Origin of the sequence: Stenotrophomonas indicatrix (assembly GCF_050573115.1) — a bacterium.
Taxonomy (GTDB): Bacteria; Pseudomonadota; Gammaproteobacteria; order Xanthomonadales; family Xanthomonadaceae; genus Stenotrophomonas; species Stenotrophomonas lactitubi_A.
In genome coordinates this window covers 42,991-55,691 of the sequence record NZ_JBNYZT010000001.1, presented here as the reverse complement: position 1 = coordinate 55,691, position 12,701 = coordinate 42,991, and the positions used below count along the sequence as shown (strand labels likewise).

Here is a 12,701-nt window from a genome sequence, read left to right as displayed (position 1 = left end):
GCCGGGGCAGAGGCACTATCATGTAGAAACTGCCACGGAGGACTCGATGAGCGTGCCACCCCGACAGAGCAACGCCCTGGCCGTGGTCAGCCTGATCGCGGGCATCTGCAGCTGGACCGTGCTGCCGGGTGTCGCCGCCGTCGTCGCCATCATCACCGGGCACCTGGCCCGCGCCGAGATCCGCCGCCGCGCTGGCGAACAGGACGGCGATGGCATGGCCCTGACCGGACTGATCATGGGCTGGCTCAACATCCTCGCTGCGGTGGGCCTGGTGGCCATCCTGATCTTCGCGATGGTGGCTGCCGGTGCCGATGCCAAACCTGGACTGCGCTGGTGAAAGCACGATGACCTCCCCGGACAGCACTGAACGCTTCAGCAGCCGCGTCGCGGACTATGTCCGCTACCGCCCGGACTATCCGGCCGCGCTGATGGACTGGCTGCATGGCCCGATGGCGGTGGCAACCAGCGCGCTGGTCGCCGACATCGGCGCAGGCACCGGCATCTCCAGCCGACAGTTCCTGGCCGCCGGCCATCCATTGATCGCCGTCGAACCCAACGCGGCGATGCGCGCTGCCGCCGAACACTGGCTGGCGCCGCAGTATCCGCAGTTTTCCGCCGTCGATGGCCGCGCCGAGGCCACCGGCCTGCCCGATGCCAGCGTTGATCTGGTCAGCGCCGCGCAGGCCTTCCACTGGTTCGACACCGTGGCCGTGCGCGCCGAGTGGCAGCGCATCCTGCGCCCGGGCGGGCTGGCACTGATCTACTGGAATTCGCGCCTGCTCGATGCCAGTCCGTTCCTGGTCGGCTACGAACAACTGCTGCTGGACTACGGCACCGACTACACCGCCGTGGCCGAACGCTATCAGGACGACGCCACCATGCAGACCTGGTTCGGTTCCGGCCTGCGCGGCATGGTGCAGCTGCCGAATGTGCAGCACCTGGACCTGGACGCCCTGAGTGGTCGCCTGCTGTCTTCTTCCTACGCGCCGCAGCCCGGCCATCCGCGCCACGCGCCGATGCTGGCTGCGCTGCAGGACCTGTTCGCCGCCCACGCGGTCGACGGCCAGGTCGCTTTTGAATATCGAACCCGAGCCTTCCTCGGCACGCTGGACTGAAACCTACGCATGTATTCGCTTGCCCGCCCCTTCCTGTTCTCGCTCGACGCCGAACGCGCCCACGGTCTCGGCCTGTCCGCTCTGGACCTGGCCTATCGCACCGGCACCACGCCGCTGGTGGCCGCACGCATCGCGCCGATGCCCAGCACGGTGTTCGGGCTGACGTTCCCCAATCCGGTCGGCCTTGCTGCCGGCCTGGACAAGAATGGCGAGCACATCGATGCACTGTTCGCGCTGGGCTTCGGCTTCGTGGAGATCGGCACGATCACGCCGCGACCGCAGGCCGGCAACCCGAAGCCGCGCCTGTTCCGGCTGCCGGCGCACAACGCGATCATCAACCGCATGGGCTTCAACAACGCGGGCGTGGATGCGCTGGTGCGCAACGTCGAACGCGCGCGCAACCGGCGCGGCCTGCTCGGCATCAACATCGGCAAGAACAAGGACACCCCCAACGAACAGGCCGCCGATGACTACATCGCCTGCATGGACAAGGTGTACCCGCTGGCCGACTACATCACCGTCAACATTTCCTCGCCCAATACCGCCGGCCTGCGCGAACTGCAGGAAGAGACCGCGCTGCGGCAGCTGGTCAGCCAGCTGCGTGATCGCCAGGAATCGCTGGCCGCGCAGCATGGTCGACGTGTGCCGATGCTGGTCAAGGTCGCCCCGGACCTCAACGAGCGCGACATCGATGCCGCCGCGCGCGTGCTGGGCGAACTGCAGGTGGACGGCGTGATCGCCACCAACACCACCATCGACCACAGCCGGGTTGCCGGCGATCCGCTGGCCAATGAAGCCGGCGGCCTTTCCGGTGCACCGGTGCTGGAGCAATCCACCCTGGTGCTGCGCCGCCTGCGCGCGCGCCTGCCCGAATCGGTGCCGCTGATCGGTGTCGGCGGCATCCTGTCCGGTGCCGACGCCGTGGCCAAGATGGCCGCCGGTGCGGCGCTGGTGCAGTGCTACAGCGGCCTGATCTTCAAGGGCCCGGCGCTGGTCGCCGATTGTGTGGAGGCGATCCGGCGCCGACGCGAAGCGCCCAGCCGTGGCGCGGTGGCACCGCTATGAGTACCCCCATGGACGACACCAACAACACTGCAGCACCGCTGCGCTGGACCCTGACCCGCAACGCGCCGCTGCAGGCACTGAACACCTTCCACGTACAGGCCAGCGCCGCGCAGTTGCTGGAACTGCACGATGCCGCGCTGCTGCCGGAGGTCCTGGCCTTGCCGGACGTGGCCGATGGCCCACTGCTGGTGCTCGGCAGCGGCAGCAACGTGCTGATCGCCGACGACCTGCCCGGCACTGTGCTGGTGTTCGGCAACCGCGAAATCACTTTCCTTGAACACCGTGCGGACCATGCGGTGATCCGCGCCGGAGCGGGCGTGTCCTGGCACGGGCTGGTGATGTGGTCGCTGCAGGAAGGCCTGTCCGGGTTGGAAAACCTGGCCCTGATTCCCGGCACGGCCGGTGCATCGCCGATCCAGAACATCGGTGCCTATGGCGCACAGGTCGGCGAGTTCATCCAGACCGTGGAGGCCTGGGACTGTCAGGAAAAGACCTGGGTACGGCTGGACAACGAACAATGCGGCTTCGCCTACCGCGACAGCGTATTCAAGCAGCAGCCGGACCGCTACCTGATCACCGCCATCGAACTGAAGCTGCCACTGTTGCATGACCTGCGCATGGGCTACGCCGGCATCCGCGAAGAACTGCAGGCACAGGGCGTGGAACTGCCGAGCGCGGTGGATGTCGCCAATGCGGTGATCGCGATCCGTCGCCGCAAGCTGCCCGACCCCGACGTGCTGGGCAACGCAGGCAGCTTCTTCAAGAACCCGGTGCTGCCGCTGGAACAGGTGGAGGTGCTGCTGCAGCACTTCCCCGAGCTGCCGGTGTTCCCGGCAGACCGTGATGATCGCCGCAAGGTCTCGGCCGCATGGATGATCGAATCCTGTGGCTGGAAGGGCTTCCGCGAGGGTGATGCCGGTGTTGCGCCCAGTCACGCGCTGGTGCTGGTCAACCACGGCAACGCCAGCGGCACTGAACTGCTGGCGCTGGCGCGGCGGATCTCCGCCTCGGTGCTGGAGAAATTCGGCGTACCGATCGAACCGGAGCCCCGCCTGCTCGGCGCACAGTGGTGAGCACACCGGCCCTACCCGCCAGCGCCACCCCATTGCGGGCGGCGCTGCTGATGCTCGGCAGTACGATGGCCTTCGGCCTGATGGCGGTGGCGATCCGCTATGCCACCCGCTACGTGCCGACCCAGGAAGTGGCGTTCTTCCGCAATGCCTTCGGCCTGCTTGCGCTGCTGCCGATGCTGCTGCGGCCGGGCCACGCGCCGTTGAAGACCCAGCAGCTGCCGCGCTATTTCGTGCGCAGCGCGATCGGCCTGGGGTCGATGCTGTGCGCGTTCTGGGCGCTGGGCCACCTGCCGCTGGCGCAGGCCGTTTCGCTGTCCTACTCCACCCCGTTGTTCGTCACCATCGCTGCGGTGCTGTGGCTGGGCGAGAAGGTACGCGTGCGGCGCTGGGCGGCGGTGCTGGTGGGCTTCATCGGCGTGCTGGTGATCGTGCGGCCGGGCACCGCCGGTTTCACTTCCGGCAGCCTGATTGCCGTGGCAGCCGCCGTGCTCAGCTCGCTGGTGGCGATCCAGATCAAGCAGCTCACCCGCATCGACAGCGCCGACACCGTGGTGCTTTACACCTACGTGTTCTGGGTGCCGCTGTCACTGATTCCGGCGTTGTTCGTCTGGGTCTGGCCTGCCGGCATCGCCTGGGTCTGGCTGCTGGCCACCGGCGTGCTGGGCACCATCGGCCAGTTGCTGTGGACGCGCGCATTGCGGCTGGGCGAGGTTTCCGCGCTGACCCCGATCAGCTTCCTGCAGTTGCCGCTGGTGACCTTGTGCGGCTGGCTGCTGTTCGCCGAGACGGTTGATCGCTGGACGATCATTGGCGCCGGCATCATCCTCGCCGCCAACGCGTATATCGCCCATCGCGAAGCGGTGCTGTCACGGCGTGCAGCGAGCGTCGCCGCGAGCGCGGCTGCCAAGCCGGCAGAGTAAGGGTTCTGGCCGGGCTGCGCCCGGCACCTGCGGTAGTGCCGGCCGCTGGCCGGCAACCGAAGCAACAGCCGAAGCAACAGCAACAGCGGGCATTCCGTGAGATGGCGGAGTGGTGTCGGATTGCGGGGACGCCGTAAATACGTCCTTGTAGGCTTGGCAGCCGCATCCATGCGGCTGACACCCCGCAATCCGACACCACCCCACCTCTGACAGATCTCCGCGATCGGGTAGATCCACGCCATGCGTGGATGAATCTCCATCGAAATCGAACATTCCGACAATTGATTGAAGAGCATCCACGCATGGCGTGGATCTACGTGTCGACCAAGGTCGACACCCACCAAGAGCAAGTCATGCCATCCCAACAGATTGCGGAGATCTGTCGAAGGCGGGGTGGGTCCGGTTGCGGGGGTGTCCGCGGCATGGATGCCGCGGCCAAGCCTACAGGGACGTATTTACGGCGTCCCCCGCAACCGGACCCACCCCGCCCTCCCACGGAATGCCCGCGGTTGCTGTTGCTTCGGCGGTTGCTGTTGCTTCGGCAGTTGCTGTTGCTTCGGCTTCGGCCTCTGCAGGTGCCGGGCGCAGCCCGGCCGTAACCCCTACAGCACCCGATACGCGCGTTCGGCCGCATCGAATACATTCCCCGGCGCGAACTGCTCGCCCAGGTAATGCAGTGATTGCCGGTGCTGCTGCAGCGAGCGCTGCGCCGCGCCGGGGCCCAGCAGCATCTGCTCGAATTCGATCAGGTCCTGCAGGATGCGCCAGTGCCGATACCATGCGATCCAGCGCGGATCGCCGAGGTCGTCGCCATATCCCTCAGCGAAGCCCAGCGGATGCTCGCGCCCCCAACGCCCACCCACAGCGGCACCGACAAACATCAGGTCGCGCTCGCGCGGTGCCAGCGCCAGGCCGTCCCAGTCAATCAGGTGCAGCGCGTCGTCCTGCCCCATCAGCAGATTGCCAGCGTGCAGGTCGGTGTGGCACAGGCACAGCGCGGGCGCTTCGTCCTGCAATTCACGACGCAGCGCTTCGGCACGCTCGTGAAGTTCGGCGATGCGCGGCCGCTGCTGCTGCCACAGCGCCAGGAACGCGCTGCCGGATCGATCCTGCGCCTGCGCCAGCGTTGCGGGATCCTGCAACCACGTCCCCACCGTATCGACCGCCGCGGTCTCAAGCCGCAGCGTCGGCAAGGCCTGGCGCAGCGCTGGCGGAATCTCGGCCTCATGCAGGCGCCGCAGCACCTCGCCCAGGCGGCGCCATTGCGCACGGCTCAGCGGTGCCTCGAAGCCGGACTGCCCTTCGATATAGGGGAACAACGTGAACTGCAGGCCCCAGCGCTGCACCGAGGCACCGCCGGCCAATGCCGGCCAGGGCGCAACGATCTCTTCAATGCCCAGCGTGCCGCGCAGCCAATGCAGGCTGTCCCAGACCGCTGGCGCAACCTGGAAGTTGCGGCACTTCAACCACCAGTGGTCGTGGCGGGCATCGATGCGGAAGACGCACGCGTTGGCGTCGGCACCCACCGGACGCGGCACCACCGCTGTCGCGTTGATGTCGTAGGACTGCTGCAGGACCTCAACGATCTGCTGCGCCGAAGCGAAGGACATGGATGCAGGCGTGCTCTGGTGACGACACCTACTATCGCAGATGACCCTGCATCCGCACAGGCAAACGGGTCACAACATCGGTGTCCTGCGACAAAAGAACTAGCCGGCGACGCGCCGCATGACCGCTTCCAGCGGACCACGTGCGAACTGCCACGACCACAACCAGGCCGCTGCGGTAGCCAGCATCACGAACAGCAACGCGGACATCAACACCCACGACAGGCTGGCGCTTCCATCCAGCAGACCGAGCGATTCCAGCACGCCCATGCCAATCAGGATGTGCGCCACGTACAGGCTCAGCGTCATCCGTCCGGCCGCAGTGAACGGCTCCAGCCAATCGCCGGGATGCAGCCGCACCAGCCACAGACACGCGGCGATCAGTGCGCACGCCGCGCCTGCGCCGGTCAGCAGATAGGCCGGACCGGGCGGCATCGGCTGCGTCGCCAGCCACAGCTGCCACACAGTGCCGTCACCCCACTGCTGCAACGCCTGGCCGGCCCCCATCAGCAGCAGGCCCAGCAGCAGCAACGCACGCTGCACCCGTGGCTGCGACAGCGGCAGCCGCGCCAACAGCATGCCCAGCAGGAAGAAGCACAGCCACGGCAGGACGGGATGGAAGCCGTTGAACAGCAGGTTGCGCATCGCGCCCGGCCATTGCCATAGACCCTCGTAAGCCAGCGTCTGCCAGTTCCAGCCCTGGCTGTAGTCCCAGCGCAGCAGGGCCCAGAACGAGACCATCGCCAGAGCAACCATGCTGCCCAGCAGAACACGCGGCGAAGCGCGCAGCCACAGCACCGCCACCGCGAAGTACACCGCGTAGTAGTGCAGGATGTCGGCGGGAAACACGGTCAGGTTGAGCAGGCCGAGTACGGCCAGGAACACGGCCCGCCGCCAGGTCTGCACACTCGCCTGCCACCACGCTTGTCGCTGCATGGCCAGCATCAACCCCACCCCGGCCAGCGTCACGAAGGTGGCCGAGGCTTTGCCTTCCAGCACATGGAAAAATCCAGCAAGCAGCCCGCCACCGTCGGCCTCGACGGCCATCGCCAGACGGAAGTTGACCAGCACCATGCCGGCCAGCGCGAGGTAGCGCGCGAGGTCCAGCCCATGCAACCGTCGATCGTCACTGCTCACGAACGGCCTCCGAGCAGCGTTGTCAGCAGGCCAGGATCAAGCACGTCGGCATCCGCATCGCGCGCCTCGCCCAACCCCTGCCGCAGCGCATCGCTTTCAATCGCATCCAGCAATACCTGCGCCTGCAGCGCGGCCGTCAGTGCCGGGCGCCGGCGCTCGCGCCGAGTAACGGCTTGCAGGGCCTCGGCCAAACTTCGCTGCAACTGCGCGCGGTTGCCCGCAAATGCCGCTGCCACCGCCGGATTGCGTGCACTCTCGGCCAGCACTTCCACACTCAGCAGCGCCCATTCCGGCTGCCGGCACAAGGCGTGGAACGCCTGCAGGAACACCTGCACCTGCGCACGCTCGCCATCGCAGGCCTGCAGCCGCTGCAACAAGGGCTGCAGCTCATCCTGCTCGACCTCGGCGGTCGCCAGGATCAGCGCCTCCTTGCCGGGAAAGTGGTTGTAGAGATTACCCAGGCTGACCCCGGCCGCCTGCGCGATATCGCGCATGCTGGTCTGGTGGAAGCCTTTCACCAGGAAGCACTGCAGTGCAGCCTGCAGGATCTGCGCGGCGCGCTGCTCATTGCGGTCGGTTCGGTTCATGACGAAGACAATGAACGAACGTTCGTCCATTTTACAGACCCGCCAACGCCCTCGGCCAGTTGCCGTTCAGACCGCCGCGCTTGACCTCAACCGCAGTTGAGGGCCGATCCTGCCGCGCCGTGCAACGCCTGAAGACTTGACATGCTCCTAGAAGAATTCGTCCAGCAGGCGGTAGTAGGCCAGCCGATCTTCATCGGCACGGGTGCCATAACGGGCCAGCAGTGGAGCGACCCAACGGGTGTCGCCGTAATTGTGGACCAGGCTGCGCGCAGCCAACGCCAGGTCCTGGCAACGATCAGCCACGCCCAGCCGGCCGCAATCGATGAAGCCGCTGAAGCGGCCGTCGACCGCGATCAGATTCGGCAGGCACGCATCGCCGTGCGTTACCACCAGATCCTCATCCGCCGGACGGGTTGCCAGCAGTTCGGCATAGACCTGTTCCGCGCTCTGGCCCAGGCGCTCATCGTCGAAATCATCCGCATCGATCTGCCCCGCGGCAACGCGCGCGACTACCGCCGGCAAGCGCAATGCGAGTCGATGATCAAACGGGCAAGCGGCGACCGGCAGCGCATGCAGATCGCGCAGCGCGTCGGCCAGCAGCACGACCACCTCGGCGGGCTCCAGCGTCGGCGACGATGCCAGGTCATGGCCGGGCAACGCGCTCATCAGCAGCCAGCGCCGACCACCCTCCTCCGCCGTATCCAGCACCGTTGGCACCGGCTGTCCCTGTGCCCGCAGCCAGCGCAGACGCAGGATTTCGCCATCCAGCTCGCTGAAGGCATCGATCACTTCCGATTTCAGGAACGCGTCCGGCGACCCCTGACGTCGCACCCGCGCTACATCAGCGCGCGACACGCCGATGCCCTGCATCTCGATCTCCGCATCGCGCAAAGCGCTGCACCACTTCGACGGCAAGGGCATGACACCGCCACCGCTCGATCCTGCTTCCATCTCCATCGCTCCCGGCCAGGTCACAACCTGGATTCTCTCCGAAGCGCACACTTCACAGCAAAGGACATCGCATGAAACTCATGGTCATCGGCGCCAGCAAAGGCCTCGGCCGCGCCTTCGTGGAGGGCCTCTGCCAGCCCGGCGATACCGTCATCGGCGTGTCGCGTACACGTCCCACGCAGCTGGACTGCGGCGAGGGCGTCGACCTGCACTGGATAGAAGCAGACCTGAGCCAGCCGGCACGGGCGGCCGCCAGTATCGCAGCGCAGGCGCCGCCGGATCTCGATGTGCTCATCCACAATCTCGGCATCTGGGAGGAGACCGCATTCAGTGACCACTACGATTTCCTCCACGAAAGTGACGGCACGCTGGCGCAGCTGGTGGACGTCAACATCACCGCCACCCTGCTGCTGCTCAAGCAGCTGCTGCCGCGCGTGCTGGGCGGACGCCGCCCGCAGCTGGTGTTGACCGGCTCGACCTCGGCGCTACCGCGCAGTGGCCGCCCCGAGGTGGCCTTCGGCGCGTCCAAGTTCGCCCTCAACGGCATTGCCGATGCCCTGCGCGAAGGCTTCCGCCAGCAGCGGCTGGCCGTGACGACGCTGCAGCTGGGCTACCTCAATACCGATGATGCACTGTCGGTGCCCCTGCAGCAGGCGGCCGCACGCGGCAATGGCGAGTACGTGCCGGTGCACGACGTGGTGGCGATGGTGCGCGCCCTGCTGCAGCTGTCGCCTTCCAGTTTCGTCCGTGAGCTGGTGCTGCCTGCGATCGCCGATCCGCGTTACTGACGCTCAGCACTGGCTGGCAACCCCGGTTTGGCCGCACACGCGGCCGTGGTTTACCCTGCGGCTACTGGCAGTTGGCCGCACACAGGACCGGCTATGGCTATGGATGCGCTATCAAGGGTTTCGACCCGGATCCTGGACAGCGCCCTGCCCAGCCTGCCGCTGTACCTGCTGCAGGCCACCGCAGTGATCGGCATGATCGGCGTGTTCCTGATCGCTACCCGCCGCCAGGGTCAAGCCATCGAAGGGCGCCGCGTCTACATCGGTGCGATTCTCGGCCTGATCTATCTGTTCAATTCCTGGTTCGTGGCCGGCTACGCGCAAGGCGTGGTCAAGCTCAACCTGGGCATCGACATCCTGCTGATCAGCGGCCTGCTGGGCGGCTGGCGCGGCGGCGTGACCTGCCTGCTGGCCAGCCTGCTGGCGCGCTACCAGTTCTCCGGCGCCCAGTACTTCCTGCCCGTCAGCCTGGAATCCGCGCTGCAGATGCTTGCAGGCATCTGGCTGCGTGGGCGGATGTACCCGCGCATGCTCACCCACCTGTCGCTGCGGTTGATCCTGCAGGCCTGGGCGGTGCGCATCGCAGTGACCCTGCTTGGCCTGGCGCTCGGCGTGGCGATCATCGGCAGCGCACAGCTGCCCCTGCTGGAACTGGCCACCCAGCGGCTGCTTGCTCTGCCGGTGTCACTGCTGGTGCTGGCGGCGGTATTCGCGCTGGTCTACAACGACGCGCAGATCGATGCCCAGCGCCAACGCGAACATGCCTGGATGCGCATCGACCCGGTCAGTGGCCTGCCCAACCTGCGCGCCCTCGACGAGCGCCTGCAACGTCACTGGCGCAGCAGCGAAGACCGTGGCAATGCGTGCTTGATCGTGACCGAAATGAGCAACCTGCAGGACCTGCTGCTGCGCTATGGCCCGCTGAATGACAGTGGCCTGTGGAACCGGCACAACGCAGAAGCCGTGCATCGCACCCTGCTGCATGCACGGCCGACCGATACGATGGAGGTCTATCAGTTCGGTGACAGCGCGCTGGCGATCCTGCTGTTCGACGCCAGTCTTGCCGATCTCCGCGCGGATACCGAGCTGCCTGCGTTGGCCGACCGGTTGTCCACGGTAATCGGCGATGACTGGCCGGGCTTCCGCCCGGTGTTCCGCTGTGCAGTGGTCGAGCTGAACCCACCCACGCAGGACGACAGCTCCATCCCGTTCCGCGCGGTCACCCTGGCCTTGAACGCGATCGAGTCCGGCGTGGTGTTCTTCGACGATCCGATCCAGCGCGACAGCGAAGTGGACGCACTGATCGAGACCGCGCTGGACCATTGGCTGCGGCACGCCGATGCACCGCTGTACTACCAGCCCAAGTTCCGCCTGCATGACCGCCACCTGGTCGGTGCCGAAGCGCTGTTGCGGATGCGCGATGGCGACGGTCACCTGATTGCACCGATGCGGGTGGTTTCGCTGCTGCGCCGTCGTGGCCGCCTGGCCGAACTGGAATGGGCCACGCTGCAGGCGGCCACCGCTTTCCTTGGCCGCTGCAGGGACGATGGGCACATGCTGACGATTGCGGTGAACGTGTCCGCTGAATCGCTGCGCCAACCCGGCTTTGGCGCGCGCCTGTGCACCTTGCTGGAGCAGCAACGCATACCCGGCGCGATGCTGCGGCTGGAGATCGTCGAATGGACCGAGATCGTCGAGCGCGACGTCGTCGACGCCAACGTCGTGGTTCTGCTGGCCGCCGGCATGAGCCTGTCACTGGATGACTTCGGCGCCGGCTATTCAACCCTGATCCTGCTGTCGCAGCTGTCGGTGGCCGAGGTCAAGATCGAGCGGGCGTTGATCGCTACGCTGGCCGATGCCAAGTCGCAGTCCATCGTCCGCTTCATCGTGGAGGTGGCGCACCGCTGTGGTGCCATCGTCGTCGCCGAAGGCACCGAGACTCATGCGCAGGAGCAACTGCTGCGTGTGCTGGGGGTGGATGTCGGCCAGGGCTATCTGTATGCACACGCCCTGCCGCCGGAGCAGTTCCGGCAGCTGGCGTGAACACCTCTCAGGCAAGGCGCATCGACACTTCCACATCTTCGGCGAACGGCACCGACAGATAGCCGGCATTGCCCGAGCGCATGCGCTGCTGGTAGCGCGGGCTGTCGTCAGCATTGTCGGCCACCACCAGCGCGCCCGGACGAAGCCGCTCCTGCAGCAGGTCCAGCACATCTTCATACAGCACCTTGGCACCATCGAGCAGCACCAGATCGATCGTATCGGGCAGGTCCACTGCCAGCGTCTCCAGTGCATCGCCCACGCGGATCTCCACCAGGTCGTCCAAGCCTGCTTCACGCAGGTGGTCGGCGGCACGGCGCGCCTTCTCCGGCTCGAACTCGGTAGTGATCAGGCGGCCGCCGCCGTTGTCGCGCAATGCAGCAGCCAGATGGATGCTGGAGATGCCGAACGACGTACCGAACTCGACGATGCTACGGGCGCCACTGCTGCGTGCCAGCAGGTACAGCAGGTTGCCGGTTTCCGGCGACACCGGCAGCCACAGGTCCTTCAGCAGCTCGCCGTACAGCCGCCGGTACTCAGTGCGGCTGCCGAGCAGGCGCTGCCGCTCTTCGGCGGAAACGGCGGTCAGGGCCGGGCTGAGCGCGCTGTCGGCTTCAGTGAACAGGCGCGCCAGCAGGGGCGCGACCGGGGCGGAAATCAAGGTGGACATGGGCGGGGGTTCCTTTCGGTGGCAGGGTTAGAATGCGAATGATTCGTCGCAATCAAGAATACGGGCGATCCCCCGCTCCGCCTATTCGCATTGGAAAACCACCATGTCCGAACGTCGTCCGCCGCAGATTTCCTCGAGAAAACAGCCTCGCCAGTCACGATCGAACGATCTGGTCGCGGCCATCCTCGAAGCTGCTGCTCAGGTTTTGAAGCACGAAGGTGCCCCTCGGTTCACCACCGCGCGGGTGGCCGAACGCGCTGGCGTCAGCGTCGGTTCGCTGTACCAGTACTTTCCCAACAAGGCGGCGATCCTGTTCCGCCTGCAGCGCGACGAGTGGCAGCAGACCGGCGCGATGCTGCGCGACATCCTGCAGGACGCGCGGCAACCGCACCTGCAGCGCCTGCGCACGTTGGTGCATGCCTTCATCGTGTCGGAATGCGAGGAAGCGCAGACCCGCGGCGCGCTGAACGACGCAGCGCCGCTGTACCGCGATGCGCCGGAAGCACAAGAAGCACGCAGCGAGACCGACGATGCGATGCTCGCGTTCATGGCCGAGGTGCTGCCGCAGGCGTCGGTGGCCACGCGCCAGCTGGCGGTTGACCTGATCGACACCACGCTGGGTGCCACCGGCCGCGAATTTTCCAGCGAACCGCGCACCGCAGCGCAGATGCGCAGCTATGCCGATGCGGTGGCCGACATGTTCTGCGCTTACCTCAAGCATCTGGGCGCGAACTGATCGCGCAGCCCGAGG

General features: G+C 66.6%; 13 protein-coding genes. 8 read left to right on the top strand and 5 right to left on the bottom strand.

The window, feature by feature from the left end:
* The first annotated feature begins 46 nt into the window (after nt 1-46).
* From ACQ5SA_RS00275 to ACQ5SA_RS00255, 5 genes are read left to right on the top strand one after another with little or no spacing between them, the layout of a single operon-like run.
* Nucleotides 47-337, top strand: a complete 291-nt coding sequence (locus ACQ5SA_RS00275) for a DUF4190 domain-containing protein (RefSeq protein ID WP_499311936.1) — start codon at nt 47-49, stop codon at nt 335-337.
* A 7-nt stretch (nt 338-344) separates the two neighbouring features.
* On the top strand, nt 345-1,115 hold the full coding sequence (locus ACQ5SA_RS00270; protein ID WP_499311935.1) for a class I SAM-dependent methyltransferase: 771 nt from the start codon (nt 345-347) through the stop codon (nt 1,113-1,115).
* A 9-nt stretch (nt 1,116-1,124) separates the two neighbouring features.
* Nucleotides 1,125-2,180, top strand: coding sequence for a quinone-dependent dihydroorotate dehydrogenase (locus tag ACQ5SA_RS00265; RefSeq protein WP_499311932.1), 1,056 nt, complete (start codon nt 1,125-1,127; stop codon nt 2,178-2,180).
* 8 nt (nt 2,181-2,188) lie between these two features.
* A complete protein-coding gene (murB, locus tag ACQ5SA_RS00260) occupies nt 2,189-3,253 on the top strand; it encodes a UDP-N-acetylmuramate dehydrogenase (RefSeq protein ID WP_230111810.1) in 1,065 nt (354 codons plus the stop codon).
* Between the two features lie 32 nt (nt 3,254-3,285).
* Nucleotides 3,286-4,173: a DMT family transporter gene (locus tag ACQ5SA_RS00255; RefSeq protein ID WP_499313243.1), complete on the top strand. Its 888-nt coding sequence runs from the start codon at nt 3,286-3,288 to the stop codon at nt 4,171-4,173.
* Nucleotides 4,174-4,775: 602 nt separating this feature from the next.
* Here the strand turns inward: ACQ5SA_RS00255 and ACQ5SA_RS00250 are convergent.
* The 4 genes from ACQ5SA_RS00250 to ACQ5SA_RS00235 all read right to left on the bottom strand — a co-directional run bounded on the left by ACQ5SA_RS00250 (nt 4,776) and on the right by ACQ5SA_RS00235 (nt 8,425).
* Entirely contained in the window at nt 4,776-5,783 is a 1,008-nt protein-coding gene (locus tag ACQ5SA_RS00250) for a phosphotransferase (RefSeq protein WP_353099037.1), read from the bottom strand.
* A 99-nt stretch (nt 5,784-5,882) separates the two neighbouring features.
* Nucleotides 5,883-6,917, bottom strand: a complete 1,035-nt coding sequence (locus tag ACQ5SA_RS00245; RefSeq protein ID WP_499311924.1) for a DUF418 domain-containing protein — start codon at nt 6,915-6,917, stop codon at nt 5,883-5,885.
* Nucleotides 6,914-7,504: a TetR/AcrR family transcriptional regulator gene (locus tag ACQ5SA_RS00240; RefSeq protein ID WP_499311922.1), complete on the bottom strand. Its 591-nt coding sequence runs from the start codon at nt 7,502-7,504 to the stop codon at nt 6,914-6,916. The genes ACQ5SA_RS00245 and ACQ5SA_RS00240 overlap by 4 nt, the downstream gene beginning before the upstream one ends.
* Before the next feature lie 147 nt (nt 7,505-7,651).
* Entirely contained in the window at nt 7,652-8,425 is a 774-nt protein-coding gene (locus ACQ5SA_RS00235) for an APH(3')-II family aminoglycoside O-phosphotransferase (protein WP_499313239.1), read from the bottom strand.
* A gap of 101 nt (nt 8,426-8,526) precedes the next feature.
* Here ACQ5SA_RS00235 and ACQ5SA_RS00230 point away from each other — a divergent pair, with 101 nt between their 5' ends.
* Both ACQ5SA_RS00230 and ACQ5SA_RS00225 read left to right on the top strand, forming a co-directional pair.
* Complete coding sequence (locus ACQ5SA_RS00230) at nt 8,527-9,243, top strand: SDR family NAD(P)-dependent oxidoreductase (protein WP_499311918.1); 717 nt, start codon at nt 8,527-8,529, stop codon at nt 9,241-9,243.
* 99 nt (nt 9,244-9,342) lie between these two features.
* A complete protein-coding gene (locus ACQ5SA_RS00225) occupies nt 9,343-11,283 on the top strand; it encodes an EAL domain-containing protein (RefSeq protein WP_499313236.1) in 1,941 nt (646 codons plus the stop codon).
* Nucleotides 11,284-11,290: 7 nt separating this feature from the next.
* Here ACQ5SA_RS00225 and ACQ5SA_RS00220 read toward each other — a convergent pair whose 3' ends face one another.
* Entirely contained in the window at nt 11,291-11,950 is a 660-nt protein-coding gene (locus ACQ5SA_RS00220) for an O-methyltransferase (protein ID WP_499311913.1), read from the bottom strand.
* Between the two features lie 103 nt (nt 11,951-12,053).
* Here ACQ5SA_RS00220 and ACQ5SA_RS00215 point away from each other — a divergent pair, with 103 nt between their 5' ends.
* Nucleotides 12,054-12,686, top strand: coding sequence for a TetR/AcrR family transcriptional regulator (locus ACQ5SA_RS00215; protein WP_499311911.1), 633 nt, complete (start codon nt 12,054-12,056; stop codon nt 12,684-12,686).
* The last annotated feature ends 15 nt before the right edge of the window (nt 12,687-12,701 follow it).

Excerpts from the sequence above, each read along its gene's own strand:
- ACQ5SA_RS00275 (WP_499311936.1), top strand. The coding sequence starts at position 47 with ATGAGCGTGCCACCCCGACAGAGCAACGCCCTGGCCGTGGTCAGCCTG.
- ACQ5SA_RS00270 (WP_499311935.1), top strand. The coding sequence starts at position 345 with ATGACCTCCCCGGACAGCACTGAACGCTTCAGCAGCCGCGTCGCGGAC.
- ACQ5SA_RS00265 (WP_499311932.1), top strand. The coding sequence starts at position 1,125 with ATGTATTCGCTTGCCCGCCCCTTCCTGTTCTCGCTCGACGCCGAACGC.
- murB (WP_230111810.1), top strand. The coding sequence starts at position 2,189 with ATGGACGACACCAACAACACTGCAGCACCGCTGCGCTGGACCCTGACC.
- ACQ5SA_RS00250 (WP_353099037.1), bottom strand. The coding sequence starts at position 5,783 with ATGTCCTTCGCTTCGGCGCAGCAGATCGTTGAGGTCCTGCAGCAGTCC.
- ACQ5SA_RS00240 (WP_499311922.1), bottom strand. The coding sequence starts at position 7,504 with ATGAACCGAACCGACCGCAATGAGCAGCGCGCCGCGCAGATCCTGCAG.
- ACQ5SA_RS00235 (WP_499313239.1), bottom strand. The coding sequence starts at position 8,425 with ATGCCCTTGCCGTCGAAGTGGTGCAGCGCTTTGCGCGATGCGGAGATC.
- ACQ5SA_RS00230 (WP_499311918.1), top strand. The coding sequence starts at position 8,527 with ATGAAACTCATGGTCATCGGCGCCAGCAAAGGCCTCGGCCGCGCCTTC.
- ACQ5SA_RS00225 (WP_499313236.1), top strand. The coding sequence starts at position 9,343 with ATGGATGCGCTATCAAGGGTTTCGACCCGGATCCTGGACAGCGCCCTG.
- ACQ5SA_RS00220 (WP_499311913.1), bottom strand. The coding sequence starts at position 11,950 with ATGTCCACCTTGATTTCCGCCCCGGTCGCGCCCCTGCTGGCGCGCCTG.
- ACQ5SA_RS00215 (WP_499311911.1), top strand. The coding sequence starts at position 12,054 with ATGTCCGAACGTCGTCCGCCGCAGATTTCCTCGAGAAAACAGCCTCGC.